The organism is Streptomyces sp. NPDC042259 (assembly GCF_055582085.1).
Genome location: NZ_JBVJDW010000002.1, coordinates 565,096 through 589,280, shown reverse-complemented (window position 1 = coordinate 589,280; position 24,185 = coordinate 565,096). Strand labels below are relative to the sequence as shown.

The window sequence follows — 24,185 nt, the reverse complement described above, 5'->3', positions numbered from 1 at the left end:
CCGTCCGTGCGTGCGTGCCGGGCCGCGCCCTTCCGGTGTCAGTGAACGGCCGCGGTCTCCCCGGCGGCGGTCTCCGCGGGGCGCGTCAACTGCTCGTCCAGGAAGGCGGCGATCCGGGCGGCGAACCCGGCCGGGTCCTCGGCGGGTGCCCCGTGGCCCGCGTCGATCTCCGCGTACCGGGCGCTCGCTATGCCCGCCAGCAGCGCCCGCTGCTGCTCCGGGGCGATGATCCGGTCGTGCGCGCCGGCCAGGACCAGGGTCGGCGCGGTGATCCGGCCGAGCAGCGCCCGCAGGTCCACCGTGCGGTCGGCCTCGACCTGGCGTGCGATGCCCGGCGCGAGCATCCCCGTGAGCGCCGTGACCAGCTCCTCGTTGGCGGCGGTGTCCGTGCGCGCCCAGTACCCGGGGCCGAAGGCCATCAGCGGCAGCATCCGCGCGAACAGCGACGTGCCGTGCGCGGCGTCGGCGGCCAGCAGCTCCAGCCAGTGGCGGAACTCGGCGTCCAGCCGGGTGTCGGTGTGGGCCCAGCCCGCGTGCAGCACGAGCGAACGGACCCGGCCGGGGCGCGTCGCGGCGAGGTGCGCCGCGATCGCCGCGCCCAGGGAGTGGCCGACCAGGTGGAAGGTGCCGAGCCCCGCGTCGTCCGCGGCCGCCAGCACCTCGTCGGCGAGATCGGCCAGGGTGACCGGGCCCCCGTGGTCGGTGGTGCCGCCCGACCCCGAGTAGTCGGGCGCGACGACGGTGAACCGGTCGGCGACCGCCTCGGTGAGCGGCAGCCACTGCGCACGGTCGGCGCCGGTGCCGTGCACCAGCACCAGACCCGGGCCCGTGCCGGTGATGTCGTACGCGACGACGGCGTCGCCGCCGCTGATCCGCAGGTTCGTCCTGGGCATGTTCTCTCCATCTTTCCTGTGACGGGGGTGTTCTCCTGTGACGGGCGGTGGCCCTCAGCCGGCGGCGGGGTCCGGTCGCATCAGGGCGAGCGCGGCCCGCAGCGCCGCGTTGAACTCGGCCGGCCGCTCCTGGTGCGGGAGGTGGCCCGATCCGGCGATCACGCTCACCCCGGCACCGGGCGTGAGGGCGGCGCACTCCCGGGCCACGGCGACCGGGATCTGGGTGTCGAGTTCGCCGTGGATGTAGTGGACCGGCACCCGGAGCCCGGGCAGCAGCGGGCGGGGGTCGTAGGCGGCGAAGGCCGCCAGGTGCTGGTCGATGTAGACGCCCGAGTCGAGGATCTGCCGGACCGTCCAGTCGATCAGCGCCGGGTGGCAGCCCGGCGCGTACCACTCGGGCACCCACGCCGCGACCGCGCCGGCCCGGTCGCGGCCCAGCCGCCCGACCGGCCCGTCGAGCATCGCGGGCATCGTCGCGGGCCAGTGGGCGGGCCCGCCCACCGAGACCGCGCCCGCGACCAGCTCCGGGTGCCGCGCCCCCAGCTCGGTCGCGAAGGCCCCACCGATCGACGAGCCGACGACGACCGGCCGGTCCAGGCGCAGCGCCCCGACGAGCGCCACCAGGTCGGCCACCACCCCGTCGACGCTGTTGCCCCCGGCGGGCCGGGCCGACCGGCCGCAGCCGCGCCAGTCGACGGTGACGACCCGGTGGTCCCGGACGAGGTCGGGCAGCTGCGCGCCCCACACCCGGCCACTGGTCCCCCAGCCGTGCAGGAACAGCAGGGGCCGCCCGGTGCCCTCGTCCTCGTAGTGGAGCGTGGTGCCGTTCACATCCACGTATGTCATGCCGACTCCTTCGATCGCTGGTGTGCCGTGCGCTGTGCCCCCACCCCATCGCGATCACGCCCGGCGGCCAATGAGGAATGCGCGCATACACTCATCACGACATGTGATCAATCGCGCCGGCCGCCGTCCGGCCGGGCAACGGGGTGGGCATGGAGATCCGGCAACTGCGGTACTTCCTGACCGTGGCCGAGGAACTGCACTTCGGACGGGCCGCCGAGCGGCTGCACATCGTGCAGTCGGCGGTCAGCCAGCAGGTGCGCCGGCTGGAGCGGGAGCTGGACGTCGAGCTGTTCGACCGCACCACCCGGAGCGTGCGGCTGACCGAGGCGGGCCGACGGCTGCTGCCGCACGCCAGGGAGGTGCTGGCCGCGCGCTCACGGGCCCGGGCGGCCATCGACGAGCTGCGCGCGGAGCAGGCCGGGACACTGCGGCTCGGCTCGAGTTCCGGGCTGGGCGTGCGGCTGGACACCATCCTCGCCGCCTTCGCCCGGCTCGCCCCCGGGGCCCAGCTGGAGCTGGTCACCGGAACCACCGACGACCGGCTGAAGCGGGTACGGTCCGGCGAGCTGGACGCGACCCTGCTGCGCGGCGAGCGGACCGAACCGGAGCTGGAACTGCTGCCCCTGTGGCACGACCCGCTCATGGTCGCCCTGCCCGCCCGCCACGATCTCGCCGTGCGCGGCGTGATCGACATGGCCGACCTCGCCGGGCTGCCCCTGCGGCTGTCCTCGCGGGCCCGCAACCCCGCGCTGTACGAGCTGGTGACCCGGTCCTGCCGGGCGGCCGGCTTCGAGCCGGAGTTCGGCGCGGAATTCACCACCGCCCAGGACACCCTGGCCGGCATCGGCTTCGGCAAGCCGTCCTGGACGGTGTTCTACGCGCCGCACGCCGAACAGCTCCCGGTACCCGGCGTCGTCTTCCGCCCGCTGCGCGACCCCGCCCCGGTCATGCGCACCTACCTCGCCGTGCGGCCCGATCCGCCCCGCGCCGGACTGCGTGCCCTGATCGAGGCGTGCCACGCCGCGTGACCGGCCGGCCCCGGGTCCGTCGTTCTGCTGAAATCCCGCACCGCGCAGTGGGGCAAAGCGTCACAACATTGCCACGACTCGCGAGCGCCGGCCCCAGAGTGTGGGCCCCGGGGCCGTTCCGGGGCGGGCGCGCCGCCGGGGCACCGGGTGATCGCGTGTAGCTTTTGTCATACAGCCGTGCCGAGGACATCCGCGCGACGTGCGTTCGTCACCTCCGCGTGCCCCGCCGCTTTGGTACCGCCCCGCCGCACCCACCGACAGAGATCCGAAGGACGCCCCGCCCATGCCCTACGTGCGCCACTGGTTGCGCAACTCCCTCCTGCTGTTCGCGACCGCGATCGCCCTGGGCCTCGTCGCCGCGCACACCGAGCTGATCCAGCCGCACGACCTGTGGCTGGACCGCACGATCCAGACCCACACCCGCACGGGCTGGCTCAACCATGTGATGGAAGGGGCCAGCGCCCTCGCCTCGCCGGTCGCGGGCCTGCTGATCCTCGCCGTCTGGAGCGGCTGGCTGCTGTTCGTGCGGCGCAAGCCGACGAAGGCGGTCGCCACCTTCCTGGTGGTGGCGGTCGGCTGGAACAGCACGCAGATCGCGAAGGCCCTCGTCGCCCGGCCCCGGCCGCCGCGGCAGTTCATGTTGGACCCGGAGATCGGCTCCAACAGCTTCCCCAGCGGTCACACCGCCTTCACGGTCTCGGCCTTCGTCGCCGCGTACTTCCTGCTGCGCGAGACCCGGCACCGCCGGACCGTCCTCGTCCTCGGCGTGTTCGCGGTGCTGCTCATCGCCTTCTCCCGGATGTACGTCGGCGCCCACTACCCGACCGACACCTTCGGCTCCGTCCTGATCGCCGCTTCCGCGATCACCTTCGTGACGGGCGTGTGGCACGCCTGGCTGCTGCCGCGGCTGCACCGGGTGCCGCTGATGGAGCGCTACGGGCTCACCCGGGAGCGGGAAGCCCTCGCCCGCGAGGCCGCGACGGCACAGGGCATCGCGTACGTGCCCGGACAGACGCGGACGGGGGCGCCCGGCGCACCGGCCGGCGGCGGCCGTCACCGCAAGCACGCGTCACGCTGAGGCCCTGCCTCTGCCTCCCGCTGTTCCTTCTGTTTCCGACCCGGGCCGGCCCCGGGGGCCACCGGCCCCCGGGGCCGCTTCCGTCCCGCCACCCCTTCCGAATTCCTGCAACGCGTTCTACTGTGTGCGCCGTCGTCGCGGGGGTGCCCGCGCCGGTGCCCGGGACAGCCACCGTGACCAGCGGGACCTTGGAGGGGCCGTGGATCTCCAGTACACCCCCGATCAGCGGCGGTTACGCGCGGAGCTGCGGGAGTACTTCGCCGCGCTGGTGCCCGACAACGCCTACGCCCGTCACTTCGACCCCACCGAGCAGAAGCGCTTCTACCGCCGCACGATCCGCCGTCTCGGCGCGGACGGCCGCCTCGGTGTCGGCTGGCCGAAGGAATACGGCGGCAGCGGCATGACACCGATGGAACAGTTCATCTTCTTCGACGAGGCCGCGCAGGCGGGCGTACCGCTGCCGCTCATGGCCCTCAACACCGTCGGCCCCACGATCATGCGGTACGGCACCGACGAACAGAAGACGTACTTCCTGCCGAAGATCCTCTCCGGCGAGCTGGACTTCGCCATCGGCTACAGCGAGCCCGAAGCCGGCACGGACCTCGCCTCCCTCAGGACCCGCGCGGTGCGCGACGGTGACGAGGCCACCGGGCACTACACGGTGAACGGGCAGAAGATCTGGACCACCAACGGCGACACCGCCGACTGGGTCTGGCTGGCCGTGCGCACCCGGCCCGTCGAGGACGGGATGCCGCCGCACAAGGGCATCACCATCCTCCTCGTGCCCACCGACGACCCCGGCTACTCCTGCACCCTCATCCGCACCCTCGCCTCGCACGACACCACCGCGAGCCACTACGAGAACATCCGCGTCCCCGCCACCCGCCGCGTCGGCGAGGAGAACCAGGGCTGGCGGCTGATCACCACCCAGCTCAACCACGAGCGCGTGACGCTGGCCGCCCACGGCGCCACCGCCATCAGCGCCCTGCGCCAGGTCCAGCACTGGGCCGCCGACACCAAGCTCGCCGACGGCCGGCGCGTCATCGACCTCGGCTGGGTCCGCGGCCGGCTCGCCCGCACCCACATCAGGCTCGACGCCATGAAGCTGCTCAACTGGCGTATGGTGGACGCCCTGCACCGGGGCACGCTCACCCCGCAGGACGCCTCGGCCGTCAAGGTCTATGGATCCGAGGCCCGCCGGGACGCCTACGCCTGGCTGATGGAGGTCCTCGCCGCGGCCGGCCCGCTGAAGGAGGGCTCCGCGGGTGCCGCGCTCCACGGAGAGCTGGAACGCGGCTACCGCAGCGCCGTCATCTTCACCTTCGGCGGCGGCAACAACGAGATCCAGCGGGAGATCATCTCCTGGCTCGGACTCGGCATGCCGAGGGTGCGCCGCTGACGGCCCGCCACCGGGCTCCCGTGCCGATGCTCGGCCGCCGTGGCGTCACCGCTGGTAGGGGCTGTGCATGGTGAGAAAGCGGATGTCGAGGTCGGTCTCCAGGTAGTCCATGCGCCGCTCCCAGAAGGCGTGCATATGGGGGAGGGCCAGGTGGGCGTCGAGATCCGCCCGGGAGCGCCAGGCCTCGTAGAAGACGAAGACGCCGGGGTTCTCGCGATCCTCGTGGAAGTGGTACTCCAGGCAGCCGGCTTCCTGCCTGGTCGGCTCGACGAACGAGAGCAGAAGCCGCTTCAGCTCCTCGGCGCGTTCGGGCTTGGGGCGTGCGATGCCGACGAGTGCGAAGGGCTGGGTCATGAAGGGTCCCCCCTGGTAGGTACAATGAATCTCGTACCTGCTGGACGCTATCGGACTCGTAGGTACGATGCAATTCGTACCTCAAGGGAGGGGCCCGCATGCCCGACGGTGAAGGCCACCCGAGTGTCGAGGAGATCGAACTCGGCCCGGTGCTCTCCGCGCTCGCGGATCCGCTGCGCCGTCGCGTCGTGCGCGAGCTGGCCGCCGAACCCGACGGCGCGGCCCGCACGTGCAGCTCGTTCGGGTTGCCGGTCTCCAAGGCGACCGTCACGCACCACTTCCGCGCACTGCGCGAAGCCGGGTTGATCCGGCAGGTCGACCGGGGCAACAGCCGCATGGCCAGCCTGCGCCGGGCCGATATCGAACAGCGGTTTCCCGGTCTCCTGGGCATCGTGGCGGCCGAGCCGGGGGAGTGAGGCCCGGGAGCGGGGCGGTCGCCTTCCTGCCGGTGCCCTGACGTGCGCGTGGGCACCGGCTCCGGCGCATGGCCCGTTTCCTGTCCTTGGGTGCCTCGTTGGGCTGATTGGCGGCTTTCCTGCCTGGCCGCCACCCTGCTCAGCCGACGAGGAAATGGAGCTGTGCCATGCGTCGTATTCCTTCGCTCGCCACCGCCGCTGTCGCCCTGGTCGTCGCCGTCTTCGGCGCCGCGCCCACCGCGACCGCCTCCGCCGCGGCTCCCGCGGCCCCCAGCCTTTTGGCGGCCTACAACTGCGCCCCCGGGCACTTCTGCGTCTACAGCGACTGGGACGGCGGGGGAACCCGCTGCCAGTGGTCCCAGAGCACCAAGGCGAACACCGCCGACGACTGCTCCTTCATCCGGCGCGGGCAGAACGTCCGCTCCGTATGGAACGGAACCGGGCACCGGGTGCAGTACTACACGCAGACCAACCACAAAAAGGGCCGTGTCGGATCCACCCCCGCCGGCGCGGGCGGCAACCTGCAGGGCAACTACGCGATCCGTTCCTTCCAGCCGCAGTAGGGAACACGCGCACTGGTGCGGGCCCGTGGGGGAAGGACCTCCACGGGCCCGCACCCGTTCCGCGACCGGGCGGTGACGGGCCCGCGGCGCCCCGGCGGAGCACCGCCGGGGCGCCGGAAAACCCCACCAGCGAAGGAGAGTCGGATGACCGGCAAGGTGTGGTTCATCACCGGAAGCACGCACGGGCCGGGGCGGGAGATCGCCGAAGCGGCGCTGCGTACCGGTGACCGCGTCGCCGCGACCGCCCGCGACGGGCGGCGTCTCGACCGGCTCGTGCGCTCCTACGGCGGTGACGTCCTGCCGATACCGCTCGACGTGACCGACCCGGCCGCGGCACGCCGGGCCGTGGACGAAGCGGTGCGGGCGTTCGGGCGGATCGACGTCGTCGTGAACACCCCGGGCCGGGCGCAGGAGGAGGCCGTTCCGGCGTCCGCCGAGGACACCCATCTCCCAGGAGTCGTCAACGTCGTCAAGGCGGCCCTGCCCGTACTGCGCCGTCAGGGCAAGGGGCACGTCCTCACCTTGTCCGTACCGGGTCTCTCGCCGTGCCGGCTGTCCGACTTGGCCGTGCGCGGTTTCAGCGAGGTGCTCGCCCAGGAGGTCGCCCCGCTCGGGATCAAGGTCACGGTGATCGAGCCCGGCGACTCCGGCACCGGCTTCCCCCAGAAGGATTCCCTCCGCGCGGCCGACGCCCCGGCGAACGTGGCGGACACCGTCCGCCGCCTCGTGGAGTTGGACGAGCCACCGATACGCGTCCTGCTGGGATCCGACGCCCCGGACCGCCCCGTCACCGTCGTCAGACGACACCTCGACGAAGTGGTCAACGGCGGCGACATCGGCCTCGTCGACGCGTTGTGGGCGGAAGACCTGCGGTGCCACGGCGGTGTCCTGGGGGAGTGCCACGGCCTCGACGAGTGGAAAGAATTCATGGCGGCCAACAGGGGCGCCCTCGCCGACCTGCGCCTGGACGTCGAGGACATGGTCGCGAGCGGCGACAAGGTCGCGGTCCGGTTCGTCGGCAGCGCCACCCACTCCCGGGCGTTCATGGGGATACCGGCCACCGGCCGAAGGGCCCAATGGCTCGGCATCGGCATCTACACCGTCCGGGACGGCAAGATCACCGACGCGTGGTTCGGCGAGGACTGGCTGGGCATGCTGCTCCAGCTCGGTGCCGTGAGGCTGCCCACCGCCTGAGACCGCCCTCCGTACGAGCGCCGGCCGGCGCCGGGACCGGTGCGGAACCGTTCGCCCCCCCGGCCGGGCCAAGGGCGTAGGGGAGGGCACCGACGTCACAGCGGTGCGCGCTGGCCGCGGGCGCGCGGGGGAGGGGTGCGGGAAGCGGGGAGCGCGAACGCCGGGAGCCGTCCTGGCGCCTACAAGCCGCGCGGACCGGCCGCCATACTGGAGGGGCCGGGGGCGGCAGAGCGAATTCGACGGGGGCGGCGGCACACCGATGGCGGACACCAGGCTGATCCAGGGCCGGTACCAGCTGCTCGACCTGATCGGGCGGGGCGGGATGGGCGAGGTGTGGCGGGCCCGTGACGAGTCGCTGGGCCGTCATGTGGCCGTCAAGTGCCTCAAGCCCATGGGGCCCCACCACGAACCGTCCTACCTGCGCGTGCTGCGTGAGCGGTTCCGGCGCGAGGCGCGGGTCGCGGCCGCGCTCCAGCACCGCGGCATCACCGTCGTCCACGACTTCGGCGAGTCCGAGGGCGTGCTGTACCTGGTGATGGAGCTGCTCGACGGCCGCAACCTCGGCGAGCTTCTGGAGGACAACGGGCAGCGCCCCCTGCCCGTGCCCGAGGTCCTCGACATCGCCGAGCAGCTCGGTGCCGCCCTCGCCTACACCCACCGGCAGGGCGTCGTGCACCGCGACCTCAAGCCCGCCAACATCATGCGGGTCGCCGACGGCACCGTGAAGATCTGCGACTTCGGCATCGCACGCCTCGGTCACGACATCGGATTCAGCAGCCGCCTCACCGGTACCGGCATCGCCATGGGCACCCCGCATTACATGTCGCCCGAGCAGATCGGCGCCGGGAACGTCGACCACCGCAGCGACCTGTACTCGCTGGGCTGTGTGCTCTACGAGATCGCCACCGGTGCCCCGCCCTTCGACATGGACGACGCCTGGGCCGTTCTCGTCGGCCACCGCGACACACCGCCCGAGCCGCCGCGCGAGCGGCGTCCCGAACTGCCCGAGCCCTTCGAGCGGATCGTCCTGGACCTGCTCGCCAAGGAGCCCGGGGACCGGCCGGACGACGCCGGTGAACTCGTCCGGCGGATCGCCCGGCTGCGCGCGGCGGGGCGGCCCGGTGGGGTGCGCGGGGACGGCCCGGCGCCGCACCGGACGCTGCCCGAGGGCAGGGCCCGGCCGTTGCGGGCGTCCGCCCGGCTGCCCGAGCCGCCCCGGCTGCCCGGCTGGGCCAGGAACATGACCACCGGCTCCAAGGCGGCCGGCACCGGCCCGCTCCAGCCCCCGCCCCCGCACCCCGCCACCGCGCTCACCGGTTCCTGGACGGGGGTGCCGGGGGTGCCGGGGGTGCCGGGGGCGTGGAACGGCGTCACCGGCTCCGGCCGGCCGACTCCCCCCGCTCCCGGGGCGGAACGCCCGCCGCCGCCCGCCGAGGTGCTCGCCGAGCTGGCGAGCCGGCACAGCGCCGGGCTGAGCCTGGCCCGTCTGGGCCGCTGGGACGAGGCGGGCAAGGTGCACCGCGGCGTGGCCGCCGAGCGCGAGCACGTCCTCGGCCCGGACCACCCCGACACTCTCGCCAGCCGGTACGAGGTCGCCTTCACCCTCAGCCGGCTGGGCCGCTCTGCCGACGCGCTGCGCGAGTACGCCCAGGCCGCGGACGGCCGGGCGCGGGTGCTCGGCCCCGACCACCCGGACACCCTCGCCGCCCGCCAGGAGACCGCGTACGTCCTCGGGCAGCTCGGCCGGCACTTCGAGGCCCATCAGATCTACGCCGATGTGCTCGCCCTCCGGGAGCGCACCATGGGCGCCGACCATCCGGACACGCTGCGCTGCCGCCACAACCTCGCCTACAACCTCAGCAGACTCGGGCGGCTGGAGGACTCCTACCGCATGGCCCTGGACGTGGCCCAGGCGCGTGCCCGGGTCCTGGGCGCCGACCACCCCGACACGCTCGTCACCCGTTACGAGGTCGGCTACGCGCTCGGCCAGTTGGGGCGCTGGGCCGAGGCGCTGCACACCTACCACGAGGTGGCCGCCGCCCGGGCCCGGGCGCTGGGCGCCGATCACCCCGACACCCTCGCCGCCCGCTACGAGGCCGGTATCTGTCTGGGCCGGCTGGGCCGCAGCGCGGAGGCCCTGGAGCTGTACCGCGATCTCGTGGCGGTCCGTACCCGGGCACAGGGCCGGGACCACCCCGACACCCTGCGGGCCCGGCACGGCCTCGGCGTCAACCTCGGCCGGCTCGGTCGCTGGGAGGACGCCCTCGCCGAGGCGCGCGACGTCTGTGCGATCCGCGCCCGGGTGCTCGGGCCGGACCACCCCGACACGCTCGTCAGCCGTCGTGAGGTCGCGGTCGGGCTCGGCTGGCTCGGCCGCTGGAGCGACGCGCTCGCCGTCTACCGCGATGTCGCCCAGGCCCGCCAGCGGGTCCTGGGCGCCGACCACCCCGACGCGCTGGCCAGCCGCAACGACGAGGCCCACTGCCTGGAGCAACTGGGCCGCTCCACCGAGGCCCACGAGCTGTACCGCCAGGTCGCGGCGCTGCGCCAGACCCGCTCCCCGCACGGCACGCACCACCCGCGGTGACGCCGCGCACCGCACGGTCCTGCCAGGCCCGTGACGCCTGGCACCGGGGGTGCCTTCCATCGGTAGCCGGGGAAGCCCGCCGCGTCGTCGGGGCCGCCCGAGTACGCCCGGTACGAGGGCGGCCCTCCGCGGTGCGAGCGCACGCACCGGACGCCCCGGGCCACGCCCCGCGGGCGAGCGGCGCCGCTTCGCGGACACGACCCCAGCTGACGCAGCATCAGAAAATCTCTTCCCTCGTCCGGCCGGCTGGGGCATCCTGCCGCCCATGCGGACGGAGTTGAGCGAGCAGCTGGGCATCGAGTACGCGGTCTTCGGCTTCACCCCCTTCCCCGCGGTGGCCGCGGCCATCTCCCGGGCCGGGGGTCTCGGCGTGCTCGGCGCGGTGCGCTACAGCACCCCGGGCGATCTCGCCCGGGACCTCGACTGGATGCAGACGCACACCGACGGCAAGCCGTACGGGCTCGACGTCGTCATGCCGGCCAAGAAGGTCGAGGGGGTGAGCGAGGCGGACGTCGAGGCGATGATCCCGGCCGGGCACCGCCGGTTCGTCGCCGAGACCCTCGCCCGGTACGGCGTGCCCGAACTCCCCGACGGCGAGGCCTCGGGCTGGCGCATCACCGGGTGGATGGAAGAGGTCGCCCGCTCCCAGCTCGACGTCGCCTTCGACTACCCCGTGCGGCTCCTCGCCAGCGCCCTCGGGCCGCCGCCCGCGGACGTCGTCCGGCGCGCCCACGACCACGGCATGCTCGTCGCCGCGCTCGCGGGCAGCGCCCGGCACGCCGCGCGCCATGTCGCCGCCGGCATCGACATCGTCGTCGCCCAGGGCTACGAGGCCGGCGGCCACACCGGTGAGATCGCCACCATGGTGCTGACGCCCGAACTCGTCCGGGCCGTCGCCCCGCTGCCCGTCCTGGCCGCCGGCGGCATCGGTTCCGGCGAGCAGATCGCCGCCGGACTCGCCCTCGGCGCGCAGGGTGTCTGGCTCGGTTCGCTCTGGCTCACCACCGAGGAGGCGGAGCTGAACTCCCCGGCCCTGACCGCCAAACTCCTCGCCGCCGGTTCCGGCGACACCGTCCGCTCCCGCGCCCTGACCGGCAAACCCGCCCGCCAACTGCGCACCGCGTGGACCGACGCCTGGGACGACCCGGCGGGCCCCGGCACGCTCCCCATGCCGCTCCAGGGGCTGCTGGTCGCCGAGGCCGTCTCCCGCGTGCAGCGGTACGGCACGGAGCCGCTGCTGGGCACACCGGTCGGTCAGATCGTGGGCCGGATGACCTCCCGGCGCAGCGTCCAAGCCGTCTTCGACGACCTGACGACGGGTTTCGAGCGTGCCCTCGACCGGCTGGAGGTCATCGCCGGCCGCGCCGCCGCCGACGCGGATCCGGTCAGGAACGCGGCGACGGACCCCGTCACCGTCACGGACGCCGGCCCGGACGCCGTCACCGTCACGGACACCTGAGGAGGCGCACCGCCATGGCAGACACCCTCCAGCACCCCAACGGCTTCTGGGCCCAGGCCACCGCGGACCCCGGCCGGCGCGTGCTCGTCGCGCCCGACGGCCGGGAGTGGACCGCGGGCGCGCTGCACGCCGCCGCCAACCGGCTCGTGCACGGGCTGCGCGCCGCCGGCCTCCGGCCGGGCGACGCCTTCGCCGTCGTCCTGCCCAACGGCGTCGAACTCCTCACCGCCTACCTCGCCGCCGCCCAGGCCGGGTTCTACCTCGTCCCCGTCAACCACCACCTCGTCGGCCCGGAGATCGCCTGGATCGTCGCCGACTCCGGCGCGAAGGTCCTCATCGCGCACGAGCGGTTCGCCGCCACCGTCACGGCGGCGGCCGACGAGGCCGGCACCCCCGCCGACCGCCGCTACGCCGTCGGCGACCTCGCCGGCTTCCGCCCGTACACCGCCCTGCTCGACGGCCGGCCCGCCACCCCGCCGGCCGACCGCACGCTCGGCTGGGTCATGAACTACACCTCCGGCACCACCGGGCGCCCCCGCGGCATCCGCCGCCCGCTGCCCGGCCGGCCACCGGAGGAGTCCCACCTCGGCGGCTTCCTCGGCATCTTCGGCATCAAGCCCTTCGACGGCAACACCCACCTCGTCTGTTCACCGCTGTACCACACGGCCGTTCTGCAATTCGCCGCCGCCTCCCTGCACATCGGCCACCGGCTGGTGCTGATGGACAAGTGGACACCCGAGGAGATGCTGCGCCTCATCGACGAGTACCGGTGCACGCACACCCATATCGTCCCCACCCAGTTCCAGCGGCTGCTGGCACTGGACGAGCGGGTCCGGGCCGCGTACGACGTGTCGTCCATGCGGCACGCCGTCCACGGCGCGGCCCCCTGCCCCGACCACGTCAAACGGGCGATGATCGACTGGTGGGGGCCGTGCGTCGAGGAGTACTACGCGGCGAGCGAGGGCGGCGGTGCCTTCGCCACCGCGGAGGAGTGGCTGAAGAAGCCCGGCACGGTCGGCAAGGCGTGGCCCATCAGCGAACTCGCCGTCTTCGACGACGACGGCAACCGGCTGCCCGCCGGTGAACTCGGCACCGTCTATCTGCGGATGACCACCGGCGGCTTCGCGTACCACAAGGACGAGAGCAAGACGGCGAAGAACCGCATCGGTGACTTCTTCACCGTCGGCGACATCGGCCATCTCGACGAGGAGGGGTATCTCTTCCTCCGCGACCGCAAGATCGACATGATCATCTCGGGGGGCGTCAACATCTACCCCGCCGAGATCGAATCCGTCCTGCTGGCCCACCCGGCCGTCGCCGACGCCGCCGTCTTCGGGATCCCGCACGAGGAGTGGGGCGAGGAGGTCAAGGCCGTCGTCGAGACCGCCGGGGGCCGGACGCCGGACGCGGCGCTCGCCGCGGAGATCCTCGCCCACTGCGGGCGACGGCTCGCGGGCTACAAGCGCCCCCGGTCCCTCGACTTCGTGGCCGCCATGCCCCGCGACCCCAACGGCAAGCTCTACAAACGGCGCCTGCGCGCACCGTACTGGGAAGGCCGGGAACGCGCGGTCTGACCCGCGCGATCCGGCCCGGCCCGCCCGGACCCGGCCGCTCACCCACCATTCCCGGCCGCCTCGTCCCAGGAGATTCCGTTGTCCTTCCCGGCTCGCTAGACATGTCCGCTGTCAGCCGGCCAACAGGAGGAGAACACGATGAACGGCTTCGTCACCAAGAGCGGAAAAGCCCTGCTCGCCCTGTCCGTCACCGCCGTACTCGGCGCATCGGGCCTGGGCACCGCCCACGCGGGCACGGCCGCCCCGGACGCCGGGCGCGGCCAGTCCCCGGCCGGTGCCCCGCGCACGGCCGCCGACGCGGTGCGAGCCGAGACGGCCAAGCGCGCGGCCGGGCCGGACGCCCGCATCGTGTGCTACCGCGCGCATGTCGCGGGCATCGGCTGGCAGCCGGCCGTCTGTGACGGCAACATCGCGGGGACCACGGGCCAGAGCAGAGCCATCGAGGCCCTGGAGGTCGCCACCGGCAGCGTCGGCGGCCTGTGCCTCAACGCCCATCTGCAGGACATAGGCTGGCAGGGCACCCGCTGTGGCGCGGACTACACCAACGTCGTCGTGGGCACCACGGGTCAGTCCCGCCGGATGGAAGCCCTCCAGATCCGTGTCGAATCCGGGAGCGTGGCGGCCCGGGCCCACGTGCAGAACCTCGGCTGGCTGGGGTCCGTGCGCGGCAACCCCGTCACGGTGGGCACGACCGGCCGCTCGCTGCGGCTGGAAGCGGTACAGCTCTGGGTCTGACCCCCGATCGCCGGACGGGCTCGGTATCAGCCCGTCCGGCGCTTGAGAACGCGCCCGCGGGGCGCTCGCCGCCGCAGGCGACGACGGCCGCAGCCGCCTGGGCGAAGCGCGGTCAGCGCTCGCTCACCCGCACCACCTTGAGCTTCGGTGACGCGAGGATGTCCTTCTCACAGAACCGGCTCGTGATCAGACGCCCGGCCGAGAACAGCTCGGTCTGGTCGCTGTAGTGCGGCGAGCGCGGGTTGGAGGACTGCCCGTAGGTCAGCAGCGTACGGGCCACGGGACAGCCGCTGCCGTCGAAGCCGACGGCCTGGATGTAGCTGGATCCGTGCACCACCTCGGTGTAGCCGCCGCGCGGGGCGTCCCAGCGGCCCTCGACCATGTTCCAGATGCCCAGTGCGTCCGCGCCGCCGGAGACCGGGATGCGCTTGCCGTTCCGTACGACGAACTGGTGCTCGCCCAGAGGAGCGTCCAGTGCGATGCCCGCCGCGCGCAGCTCGCCGACCGCGTCGGCCAGTGCCCTGGCGAAGCCCGGGTCCGCGGTGTTGAGGGTGTTCGGCGTGGTGACGGGGGCGGCCGCCGAGAACGGCACCCGCCACAGCCGTTCCGGCGGAACGGAGCCGACGAGAGCGCGCCAGAAGCGGTCGAAGAGCAACGCGCCCTTGCTGCCGGCCCGTACCGTCCGGTCCCAGCCCGCCAGCACCTCGCACGCCGCCGAGACGTCGACGGACGTGCCGTCACTGCCGGTGGCCTTGCCGTCCGGCAGTGCGGCGCACGCCTTCGCCGCGTCGGTGGCCGCCAGATCACCGGCGGGCGCCCGGTTGGCGAACTGCTGCCGTTCCAGATCGGCCACCGTCAGCTTGCCGCGCTTCGCCATGGCCGTGACGTCCTGGACAGCGCCACGGGTGCGCAGGGAACGCGCGGTCCCGATGTCCCCGAAGATCCTGGGGTAGCCGGTGACCGGCCGGTCCGCGTTGGCGAGCCAGGGGCTGTCGTTGGAGTTCTCGGCGTAGGGGGCGTCGACCAGGGCCGGCATCGCGGCCGGGCCGAACGTGCCGGGCTGCAGCGCGTCGGGGTCGTCGCCGAGGGCGCAGTCCCGGCGCGAGCCGTCCAGCACCGCGAGCCCCGAGGCCGGGAAGGTCTGCCGGCCGAGCGGCGTGGAGCAGCGCTCGGCCAGCTCGTCGGTGACGCGCGGCAGCACCTGCGACTGGGTGTAGAGGCTGTGGCCCCGGGAGTCGGCGGCGACGGTGTTGACCCACGGCAGCCCCTGGGTGCGGCGCAGCGCGTCCTGGACGTCCGGCACCCCACGGGCCTTGCCCAGGGCCAGGAAGGCGTCGGTCATGCGCAGATTGGCCGTGTTGGGGTCGACGATCGTGTAGACGGAGCCGGCCGTCCACGGGAGGGGCAGGTTCCCCATCGAGGTCGTCACCGGACCGAAGCGGGTCCACCACTGGGTGCGGGTGACGTCGGTGGTGCGGCCGTCCTTGCCCCGCACCGGCACGGTGACCGCGCGCTTGGTCATCCGCTCGGGTTTGCCGTCGACCAGGTAGGAGTACGGGTCGCCGGGGGCCGTCTTCAGTTCGTACAGGCTCATCGCCATGCCGGTGGAGACCGTGTGGCTCCACGCCATGTCCGCATTGTGGCCGATGGCGACGACCGGCAGGCCGAGCAGCGTGCTGCCCATGACGTTCAGCTCGCCGGGGATGGTCGTCTGCGACTGCCAGAAGCGCGCTCCGCCCTGCCACGGGTAGTGCGGATTGCCGAGCAGCAGACCGCGTCCGCCGGCGGTGGCGGAGCCGGCGAAGGCGACCGCGTTGGACCCCATGGTCTTGCCGCGCCGGCCGAAGAGCTCGCGGGACGCCGTTGCCGGGTCGAGGGTCGCGGCCGCGCGAGTGGCGGGCTTGGCCTGCGGGCGCGTGTCCGTGGTGCCGTCGGGGAACGCGCCCCGGCCTGCCAGCTGCGTCATGGCGTAGCCGCGTTCCGCCACGTCCAGGGCGGTCACCGGACGGACCCAGCCGGCGGTGCGGCAGGCCGGGTCGGTGATCTTGTTCTGGCGCAGCCAGGCGTTGTACCCGGCGGCCCAGCCGCGCATCAGCTCCTTGGCCTGCCGGCTCGGACCGACGGGCGCGGGCCGGTCGAAGAGCCGCTCCACGGTCTTCGCGTCCCGCAGCCCCCGGAAGTACAGGTCGCTGGAGAGGTTGGTGGCGGCCGAGGACAGCGACCGGTCGGGCACGGCGTCGCCGCCGAAGTGGCGTGAACGTTCCCCGCGCAGGGTGACGAACCCGTCGGCGAGCGTGCACACCTGGTCGGCGGCCTGCGCCCACCCCTGGCCGAAGCCCAGCTGGGCGTAGTCCTTGCCGACGATGTGCGGGATTCCGTACTCGGTGTAACGGATGACGGCGGACAGCCCGCCGTCCGACGGTCTGTCCGTACGGTCGGGGGCGGCGGCCGAGGCGGGCAGCGCCGTGGCTGCCGTCAGCAGCGCCAGCCCCCCTACGGTCAGCGCGCGCAAGCGGTGACGGAGGTGCACGATGAACTCCCCTATGAAGACGGAGAAAACAGGTGTCTGCGAGGTGTCAGACGCAGCCACCGCGCCACCAGTTGACCGACTCGCGAGGGTCCTCCGGCGCCCTTGACGCGGCCCCGGGCGCGCCCCCGGGATCCGGCCATGGTGACCGGGGCGGCGATCAGCTCTCCGCGCCGCTGTCTCCGTCCCGGTCCCGGTCGCCGTCGGCGCCGTCGGCCGCCGCCCGGGCCACCTCACCTGCCCAGCGGTAGTCCGCCTTGCCGCTGGGAGAGCGGCGGACGTGGTCGGTGAGGACGACGACGCGCGGGATCTTGTAACCCGCGAGCCGGGTCCGGCAGTGCGTCCGTACGGCGTCGGCCGTCAGCGGCGCGGCGCCCGCGCGGGGCTGGACCACGGCGGCGACCCGCTGGCCCCACGTGGGGTCGGGCACGCCCGCGACCAGAGCGTCGTACACGTCCGGATGGGCCTTGAGGGCCTGCTCGACCTCCTCCGGGTACACCTTCTCGCCACCGGTGTTGATGCACTGCGAGCCGCGTCCGAGGACCGTGACCACACCCGTCTCGTCGACCGTCGCCATGTCGCCGAGCAGCACCCAGCGCTCGCCGCCCGCCCGGAAGAACGTCTCGGCGGTCTTCACGGGGTCGTTGTAGTAGCCGAGCGGCACATGGCCGCGCTGGGCGATCCGCCCCACCTCGCCGGCCGCGACCCGCTCGCCCGTCGCCGGATCCACCACGGCGGTGCGGTCGTTGACGCGCAGCCGGAAACCCCGCACGGGCCCCGCGTCCTCGGCGGCGGTGCCGTTGAAGCCGGACTCGGACGAGCCGAAGTTGTTCAGCAGCGCCACGTGCGGCAGGAGCGCCGCGAACTGGGCGCGCACGGTGTCGGACAGGATGGCGCCCGAACTGCTGACGGTCAGCAGCGAGGAGCAGTCGCTGCCGCGCAGCGGCCCGGACAGCGCGTCCACCAGCGGCCGCAGCATCGCGTCGCCCACCAGCGAGACGCTGGTCACCCGCTCGCGCGCCACGGTGCGCAGTACCTCCTCGGGAGCGTACTTGCGGTGCAGGACGACCTTCTGCCCGAAGCCGAAGGCGATGAACGAAGTGAGCGTCGACGTGCCGTGCATCAACGGCGGGGTGGGGAAGAAGACGAGCCCCGCGCCACCCGCCGCGACCCGCTCTGCCACCTCCTGGGGCCGCCGCACCGGCACACCGCTGGGCGCGCCCCCGCCGAGACCGGAGAAGAACAGGTCCTCCTGCCGCCACAACACGCCCTTGGGCAGCCCGGTGGTCCCGCCGGTGTAGATGATGAACCGGTCGTCACCGGAGCGCGGTGCGAAGTCACGCCAGGGAGCCCCCGACGCCTCGGCATCACTGAACCGGGCGGGGGCCGGGTGCGGCTCGGCGGCGCCCTCGGGGGCCGTGCCCACCCGGACGAGGTGCCGCAGCCGCTCCGCCCGGGGCGCGGCCGCCGCGACCCGGTCGGTGAACTCCGCGTCGAAGACCAGGGCGGCCAGATCGGCGTCCCGGTACAGATACGCCAACTCCTCTGCCACATAGCGGTAGTTCACATTGACCGGCACCGCCCGGATCTTCAGACAGGCCCATACCGTCTGGAGGTACTCGACACCGTTGTAGAGGTGCAGTCCCACATGCTCGCCCGGCCCGATCCCGCTGTCCCGCAGATGGTGGGCCAGCCGGTTGGCCGCCGCGTCCAGCTCCCGGTACGTCAGCCGCCGCTCCGTTCCGCCGCCCGGGAGGTCGAGATGGACCAGCGCCTCCCGGTCCGGGACCGTGTCGACGACCGACTCGAAGAGATCGGCGAGGTTGTAGTCCACGTCTCCTCCTGACCGGGGCCTGACCGGGAGAACAGGGGTCCGGCGGTCATTAGAGCGTCCGGGCGCCGAGGGAGGAAGGGCAGCGGCCCAAGAAAACTGACGGGAAGTCAGAAATCTATTGAACCCGGCCCCCGCCTGCTGCAACCTGTTCACCGTCTCGAGACGGGAGAACTGTCATGGGCGGGACCCCGCACCTCACCGCGGAACGCGTCGGCGCGACCCTCGTACTCACCCTGAACCGGCCGGAGGCCAAGAACGCCCTCTCACTGCCGATGCTGGTCGGACTGTACGACGGCTGGCTCGCGGCCGACGCCGACGACGCGATCCGCTCGGTCGTCCTCACCGGCGCCGGCGGCGCCTTCTGCTCCGGAATGGACCTCAAGGCCCTCGCCGGCCAAGGACAGCCCCCCGACGTGTACCGCCGGCGCTTCGACGCCGACCCCGACCTGCACTGGAAGGCCATGCTCCGGCACCACCGGCCCCGCAAACCGGTCATCGCCGCCGTCGAGGGCCCCTGCGTCGCCGGCGGCACCGAGATCCTCCAGGGCACCGACATCCGCATCGCCGGCGAGAGCGCCGTCTTCGGCCTCTTCGAAGTACGCCGCGCCCTGTTCCCCATCGGCGGCTCCACCGTCCGCCTCGCCCGCCAGATCCCCCGCACCCACGCCCTGGAGATGCTGCTCACCGGACGCCCCTACCCGGCCCGGGAAGCCGAACGCATCGGCCTCATCGGCCGGGTCGTCCCCGACGGCACGGCCCTGGAAGCGGCCCTGGCGACCGCCGAACTCGTCAACGCCAACGGGCCGCTCGCCGTCGAAGCCGTCAAGGCCTGCGTCCACGACGCCGCCGAGATGAGCGAGGCCGACGGCCTCGCCCTCGAACTGCGGCGCGGCTGGCCCGTATTCGACACGGACGACGCCAAGGAAGGCGCCCGCGCCTTCGCCGAGAAGCGCCCCGCCGTCTACCGGCGCTCCTGAGCGCCGGCGCCGAAGGAGAGCAGTCGCATGCCCGAACCCCTGACCGCCCCCCTGGTCGTGGAATTCCCCTTCACCCGCTCCCTCGGCCCCGTGCAGAGCGCCTTCCTCACCGGACTGCGCGAACGGACCGTCCTCGGCGTCCGGACCACCGACGGACGCGTCCTCGTACCCCCCGTCGAATACGACCCCCGGACCGCCGAGGAGATCCACGACCTCGTCAAGGTCGCCGCCACCGGCACGGTCACCACCTGGGCCTGGAACCCCGCCCCACGGCGCGGCCAGCCTCTGCGCACCCCCTTCGCCTGGGCCCTCGTCCGCCTCGACGGCGCCGACACCGCCCTGCTGCACGCCCTCGACGCCCCCGGCCCGGACGCCGTCCGCACCGGGATGCGGGTCCACATCCGCTGGGCACCGGAACGGACCGGAGCGATCACCGACATCGCCTGCTTCGAGCCGTACGACGACTCGGCAAGCGGGCCCGCCGGGCGGCCCGCCGCCGAACCCGCCTCCCCACCGGGCGCGTTCACCGACCCCGTCACCACCATCGCCACCCCCGCCCGCCTCGACTACACCTACGCGCCCGGCCGCGCCCAGAGCCGCTACCTCACCGCCCTCGCCGAGCGCAGGACGGTGGGCGAACGCTGCCCCGCCTGCCGCAAGGTCTACGTCCCGCCCCGTGGCGCCTGCCCCACCTGCGGCGTCGCCACCGAAGAACCGGTGGAGGTCGGCCCGCGCGGCACCGTCACCACCTACTGCGTCGTCAACATCAAGGCCAAGGGCATGGACATCGAAGTCCCCTACGTCTACGCCCACATCGCCCTCGACGGCGCCGGTCTCGCACTCCACGGACGCATCGCCGGCATCCCCTACGACGAGGTGCGCATGGGGCTGCGCGTCGAACCCGTATGGACCGAAGGCGCCCGCTACCCCGACCACTACCGCCCGGCGGACGAGCCCGACGCCGCCTACGACACGTACAAGGAGCTGCTGTGACGCACGCCGCCCGGAACGTGGCGATCGTCGCCTTCGCGCAGAGCGACCACCGGCGCCGCACCGACGGGCTCTCCGAGACCGAGACGCTCATGCCGGTGCTCCACGACGCCCTCGGCCAAGCGGGCCTGGCCGCCCGCGACATCGACTTCACCTGCTCCGGGTCGAGCGACTACCTCGCCGGACGGGCCTTCTCCTTCACCATGGCCCTCGACGGAGTCGGTGCCTGGCCGCCCATCACCGAGTCGCACGTGGAGACGGACGGGGCCTGGGCGCTCTACGAGGCGTGGGTCAAAATCCTCACCGGTGCCGCCGACACCGCGCTCGTCTACGCCTATGGCACCTCCTCGGCGGGTGACGTACGCGACGTCCTCACCCGGCAGCTCGACCCCTACTACCTGGCTCCCCTCTGGCCCGACCCCGTCGCCCTGGCCGCCCTCCAGGCGCGGGCGCTCATCGATGCGGGGGAGACCGACGAGCGGGCCCTCGCCGCGGTCGCCGCGCGAAGCCGCACGGCCACGGCGGCGGCCGGCCGGCACCTGCCCGCACGGGACGCCCGGGCCGCGGACGACTACGTCGTGGCCCCACTGCGCACCCGCGACTGCCCGCCCATCGGCGACGGCGCCGCCGCCGTCGTCCTCGCCGCCGGGGACACCGCCCGCCGGATCCACCACCGGCCCGCATGGATCCGCGGCATCGACCACCGCATCGAGGCCCACGCCCTCGGCGTACGCGACCTCACCGACTCGCCCTCCACCCGCCTCGCCGCGACCCGCGCCGGAGCCTTCGACGCCCCCGTCGACACGGCGGAACTGCACGCCCCCTTCACCTCGCAGGAAATCGTGCTGCGCAAGGCACTGCGGCTGGGCGACGACGTCACCGTCAACCCCTCGGGCGGCGCCCTGGCCGCCAACCCCGTCATGGCCGCCGGCCTCATCCGGCTCGGTGAGGCCGCGGCCCGCATCCACCGGGGCACCAGCGACCGTGCCCTCGCCCACGCCACCGCCGGCCCCTGCCTCCAGCAGAACCTCGTCGCGGTCCTGGAAGGAGAGACCCGGTGAACCGAGAACCCGTGGCCGTCGTCGGAATCGGGCAGACCCGGCACGCGGCCGCCCGCCGTGACGTCTCCCTCGCCGGACTGGTCCGCGAAGCCGCCCGGCGCGCACTCGACGACGCCGCGCTGACCTGGACCGACATCGACGCGGTCGTCATCGGCAAGGCACCCGACTTCTTCGAGGGCGTCATGACGCCCGAGCACTACCTCGCCGACGCGCTCGGCGCGGTCGGCAAACCGCTGCTGCGGGTGCACACCGCGGGCTCCGTCGGCGGCTCCACCGCCCTCGTGGCCGCCGACCTCGTCACCGCCCGCGTCCACCGGACCGTCCTGACCCTGGCCTACGAGAAACAGTCCGAGTCCAACGCCATGTGGGCCCTGTCCCTGCCCGTCCCCTTTCAGCAACCCCTGCTGGCCGGCGCGGGCGGCTTCTTCGCCCCGCACGTCCGGGCCTACATGCGCCGCACCGGCGCCCCCGCCCACGTGGGCTCCCTCGTCGCCTACAAGGACCGCCGCAACGCCCTCAAGAACCCCCACGCCCACCTCCACGAGCACGACATCACCCTGGAGAAGGTCCAGTCCGCACCCATGCTCTGGGACCCGATCCGCTACTCCGAGACCTGCCCCTCCTCCGACGGGGCCTGCGCCATGGTCCTCACCGACCGCGCGGGCGCGGCCCGCGCCCCGTACCCGCCCGCGTGGCTGCACGGCGGCGCCATGCGCAGCGAACCGACGCTCTTCGCCGGCAAGGACTTCGTCTCGCCGCGCGCCGGGAGGGACTGCGCCGCCGACGTCTACCGCCAGGCGGGCATCACCGACCCCCGACGGGAGATCGACGCCGCCGAGCTGTACGTGCCCTTCAGCTGGTACGAGCCGATGTGGCTGGAGAACCTCGGCTTCGCGGCGGAGGGCGAGGGCTGGAAGCTCACCGAGGCGGGAGCGACCGAGCTGGACGGCGACCTCCCCGTCAACCCCTCCGGCGGTGTCCTGTCCACCAACCCCATCGGCGCCTCCGGCATGCTCCGCTTCGCCGAGGCCGCGCTCCAGGTCCGCGGCCGGGCGGGCGAACACCAGGTGGCGAACGCCCGCAAGGCACTCGGCCACGCCTACGGCGGGGGCGCCCAGTTCTTCTCCATGTGGCTGGTCGCCGCCGAACCCCCCACCACCTGAGGGGAGTACGGGCGCTCCCCGGCGGCCTGTCCGGCACCCGCCGCGCTCGCTACTGTGGCCCCGGGACGACGACGAACCGGGAGGAGCGCGGACGTGGCGGACGGCATGACGGGTCACCTGAGGGAACAACGGCCGGGACGGCGGACGGTTGGCGGACAGCCGGACCTGGACCTCGGCAAGGCCACGTGGCAGTCGAGCAGCGAGGGGACGGGCGACGTCCAGGTCGCCTTCGTCGAGGGCTACATCGCCATGCGCGACGGCCGGGACCCCAAAGGCCCCTCGCTGGTCTTCACCCCCGAGGAATGGCGCGCCTTCGTCGTGGGCGCGCGCAAGGGCGAGTTCGACCTGACGTAGGCCGGTCGTGTCCCCCGCACCACCGCTGCGCGGCGGTTGTCCTCAATCTCCCCCAGCTACCGCTGGGAGGTGCCCCCAGCGGGCTGGTTGTGGCTGAGCCCAGCCACAACCAGCCCGTCCGGCGTTTGAGGACGCGCCCGCAGGGCGCCATGCCGCCGCAGGCGGCACCACTAGGGTGACCCCATGGCGGGAGAAAGCGATCTGACGAAACTGCTCAGCGGCATGCGGCCACGGCTCAACCCCGGGCGCTATGTCTTCACCGTCGTGACCGGCCCGGCACCGGCCGGCGTCAATCCGGTGGTGACCGTGGCCGAGGACGAGGGGCTCACCCTCGTGCTCCGTAAGGAGGAAGCCGACACCGCCGGACTGGCGTACGCCTACGTCGCCGGCTGGATCACCCTGCGGGTCCATTCGGCCCTAGAGGCCGTCGGTCTGACCGCCGCCGTCGCCCAGGCACTGGCCCAGGCCGGGCTGAGCTGCAACGTCGTCGCGGGCTGCCACCACGATCATCTCTTCGTCCCCCACGAGCGGGCCGCTGAGGCCGTGGAGCTGCTTGAGGCCCTCGCCGCCGGCGCCGCCTGAGCGGCAGCGGGCCACGCCGGGTTCCCCGGGACGGCGGCCCGGCCGCGGGCACGTACGATGTGGGCATGTCGTTCCTCCGCCGCCGCAGCGCAGCCACGCCCACCGGGCCGGACTTCGACGTCCTCGCCATGGACCCGGGGGACTGGCCCGGCGACCTCGGGGCCGGGCTGCTGCCCGCGCCCGACGGCACCTGCCAGGGCGTCTTCCTCCGCTACGACCTGTTCGGCGGGCGCGGCCCGGCGATGATCATCGGCAATCTGCCGGAGGGCTCCCCGGCGCGCGAGCTGGGCGAGGACCAGGTGCCGTTCGAGGTCGCGCAGCTCCTCGCGGCGCTGGGCAACGACGAGCCCGTGCACGTGGTGGGCACCGAGGACATCCCCGTCATGCACGAGGACAACCTCCTCATCGTGCGGCGCGTGAAGTGTTCCGAGGGCCGTATCTCCTGCACCCAGTTCGACCGGAGTGACGGCGTGCTCGTCACCATCGCGAGCTGGGACCGCCCCATCACCGACGAGCTGTACCAGCTCCTCAAGCCGCTCCCCGCGGAGATGTTCCAGCAGGGCTGACGCCC

21 protein-coding genes and 1 pseudogene are annotated in these 24,185 nt (G+C 73.4%); 17 read left to right on the top strand and 5 right to left on the bottom strand.

Annotation, left to right across the window (positions count from 1 at the left end; translation table 11 throughout):
• Positions 1 to 38: 38 nt before the first annotated feature.
• Positions 39 to 893, bottom strand: coding sequence for an alpha/beta fold hydrolase (locus ACZ6MA_RS07240; RefSeq protein ID WP_469431763.1), 855 nt, complete (start codon positions 891 to 893; stop codon positions 39 to 41).
• A 54-nt stretch (positions 894 to 947) separates the two neighbouring features.
• The gene (locus tag ACZ6MA_RS07235; protein WP_469431761.1) at positions 948 to 1,739 is read right to left on the bottom strand and encodes an alpha/beta fold hydrolase; all 792 of its coding nucleotides are present in this window, start codon (positions 1,737 to 1,739) and stop codon (positions 948 to 950) included.
• Positions 1,740 to 1,888: 149 nt separating this feature from the next.
• On the opposite strand from ACZ6MA_RS07235, the gene ACZ6MA_RS07230 reads away from it, so the two are divergent.
• The 3 genes from ACZ6MA_RS07230 to ACZ6MA_RS07220 all read left to right on the top strand — a co-directional run bounded on the left by ACZ6MA_RS07230 (position 1,889) and on the right by ACZ6MA_RS07220 (position 5,244).
• Positions 1,889 to 2,767, top strand: a complete 879-nt coding sequence (locus tag ACZ6MA_RS07230; RefSeq protein ID WP_469431760.1) for a LysR family transcriptional regulator — start codon at positions 1,889 to 1,891, stop codon at positions 2,765 to 2,767.
• A 283-nt stretch (positions 2,768 to 3,050) separates the two neighbouring features.
• Positions 3,051 to 3,845, top strand: coding sequence for a phosphatase PAP2 family protein (locus ACZ6MA_RS07225; RefSeq protein ID WP_469431759.1), 795 nt, complete (start codon positions 3,051 to 3,053; stop codon positions 3,843 to 3,845).
• A 199-nt stretch (positions 3,846 to 4,044) separates the two neighbouring features.
• Positions 4,045 to 5,244 carry an acyl-CoA dehydrogenase family protein gene (locus tag ACZ6MA_RS07220; protein ID WP_469431757.1) on the top strand — a complete coding sequence of 400 codons (1,200 nt, stop codon included), beginning with the start codon at positions 4,045 to 4,047 and terminating at the stop codon, positions 5,242 to 5,244.
• A gap of 45 nt (positions 5,245 to 5,289) precedes the next feature.
• Here ACZ6MA_RS07220 and ACZ6MA_RS07215 read toward each other — a convergent pair whose 3' ends face one another.
• Positions 5,290 to 5,598, bottom strand: coding sequence for a putative quinol monooxygenase (locus tag ACZ6MA_RS07215; RefSeq protein ID WP_469431755.1), 309 nt, complete (start codon positions 5,596 to 5,598; stop codon positions 5,290 to 5,292).
• A gap of 98 nt (positions 5,599 to 5,696) precedes the next feature.
• Between ACZ6MA_RS07215 and ACZ6MA_RS07210 the strand changes: the two genes are divergently transcribed.
• From ACZ6MA_RS07210 to ACZ6MA_RS07180, 7 genes and pseudogenes are all read left to right on the top strand, one after another.
• A complete protein-coding gene (locus ACZ6MA_RS07210) occupies positions 5,697 to 6,014 on the top strand; it encodes an ArsR/SmtB family transcription factor (RefSeq protein ID WP_469431754.1) in 318 nt (105 codons plus the stop codon).
• Positions 6,015 to 6,181: 167 nt separating this feature from the next.
• Complete coding sequence (locus tag ACZ6MA_RS07205; protein ID WP_469431752.1) at positions 6,182 to 6,577, top strand: peptidase inhibitor family I36 protein; 396 nt, start codon at positions 6,182 to 6,184, stop codon at positions 6,575 to 6,577.
• Between the two features lie 144 nt (positions 6,578 to 6,721).
• Positions 6,722 to 7,771, top strand: a complete 1,050-nt coding sequence (locus ACZ6MA_RS07200) for an SDR family NAD(P)-dependent oxidoreductase (protein ID WP_469431750.1) — start codon at positions 6,722 to 6,724, stop codon at positions 7,769 to 7,771.
• 259 nt (positions 7,772 to 8,030) lie between these two features.
• Positions 8,031 to 10,358, top strand: a complete 2,328-nt coding sequence (locus ACZ6MA_RS07195) for a serine/threonine-protein kinase (protein ID WP_469431749.1) — start codon at positions 8,031 to 8,033, stop codon at positions 10,356 to 10,358.
• Between the two features lie 265 nt (positions 10,359 to 10,623).
• A pseudogene (locus tag ACZ6MA_RS07190) lies at positions 10,624 to 11,724 on the top strand (NAD(P)H-dependent flavin oxidoreductase); the annotation flags it as partial.
• 107 nt (positions 11,725 to 11,831) lie between these two features.
• Complete coding sequence (locus ACZ6MA_RS07185) at positions 11,832 to 13,391, top strand: acyl-CoA synthetase (RefSeq protein ID WP_469431748.1); 1,560 nt, start codon at positions 11,832 to 11,834, stop codon at positions 13,389 to 13,391.
• 138 nt (positions 13,392 to 13,529) lie between these two features.
• Positions 13,530 to 14,126: a hypothetical protein gene (locus ACZ6MA_RS07180; protein ID WP_469431746.1), complete on the top strand. Its 597-nt coding sequence runs from the start codon at positions 13,530 to 13,532 to the stop codon at positions 14,124 to 14,126.
• A gap of 112 nt (positions 14,127 to 14,238) precedes the next feature.
• Here ACZ6MA_RS07180 and ACZ6MA_RS07175 read toward each other — a convergent pair whose 3' ends face one another.
• Complete coding sequence (locus tag ACZ6MA_RS07175; RefSeq protein ID WP_469432272.1) at positions 14,239 to 16,656, bottom strand: penicillin acylase family protein; 2,418 nt, start codon at positions 16,654 to 16,656, stop codon at positions 14,239 to 14,241.
• Positions 16,657 to 16,813: 157 nt separating this feature from the next.
• Complete coding sequence (locus ACZ6MA_RS07170; protein ID WP_469431744.1) at positions 16,814 to 18,487, bottom strand: acyl-CoA synthetase; 1,674 nt, start codon at positions 18,485 to 18,487, stop codon at positions 16,814 to 16,816.
• 176 nt (positions 18,488 to 18,663) lie between these two features.
• On the opposite strand from ACZ6MA_RS07170, the gene ACZ6MA_RS07165 reads away from it, so the two are divergent.
• The 7 genes from ACZ6MA_RS07165 (at position 18,664) to ACZ6MA_RS07135 (ending at position 24,180) form a co-directional block, all read left to right on the top strand.
• Positions 18,664 to 19,464: a crotonase/enoyl-CoA hydratase family protein gene (locus ACZ6MA_RS07165; RefSeq protein ID WP_469431743.1), complete on the top strand. Its 801-nt coding sequence runs from the start codon at positions 18,664 to 18,666 to the stop codon at positions 19,462 to 19,464.
• 27 nt (positions 19,465 to 19,491) lie between these two features.
• Entirely contained in the window at positions 19,492 to 20,457 is a 966-nt protein-coding gene (locus ACZ6MA_RS07160) for a Zn-ribbon domain-containing OB-fold protein (protein WP_469431742.1), read from the top strand.
• Positions 20,454 to 21,515 (top strand): lipid-transfer protein, encoded by a 1,062-nt coding sequence (locus ACZ6MA_RS07155; RefSeq protein ID WP_469431740.1) that lies wholly within the window; start codon positions 20,454 to 20,456, stop codon positions 21,513 to 21,515. Before ACZ6MA_RS07160 ends, ACZ6MA_RS07155 begins: the two co-directional genes overlap by 4 nt.
• Positions 21,512 to 22,678 carry a thiolase domain-containing protein gene (locus tag ACZ6MA_RS07150; RefSeq protein WP_469431739.1) on the top strand — a complete coding sequence of 389 codons (1,167 nt, stop codon included), beginning with the start codon at positions 21,512 to 21,514 and terminating at the stop codon, positions 22,676 to 22,678. Before ACZ6MA_RS07155 ends, ACZ6MA_RS07150 begins: the two co-directional genes overlap by 4 nt.
• A 105-nt stretch (positions 22,679 to 22,783) precedes the next feature.
• The gene (locus ACZ6MA_RS07145; protein ID WP_469432271.1) at positions 22,784 to 23,032 is read left to right on the top strand and encodes a DUF397 domain-containing protein; all 249 of its coding nucleotides are present in this window, start codon (positions 22,784 to 22,786) and stop codon (positions 23,030 to 23,032) included.
• Between the two features lie 183 nt (positions 23,033 to 23,215).
• Entirely contained in the window at positions 23,216 to 23,614 is a 399-nt protein-coding gene (locus tag ACZ6MA_RS07140) for an ACT domain-containing protein (RefSeq protein ID WP_469431737.1), read from the top strand.
• Positions 23,615 to 23,679: 65 nt separating this feature from the next.
• Complete coding sequence (locus ACZ6MA_RS07135) at positions 23,680 to 24,180, top strand: hypothetical protein (protein ID WP_469431736.1); 501 nt, start codon at positions 23,680 to 23,682, stop codon at positions 24,178 to 24,180.
• Positions 24,181 to 24,185: the final 5 nt, after the last annotated feature.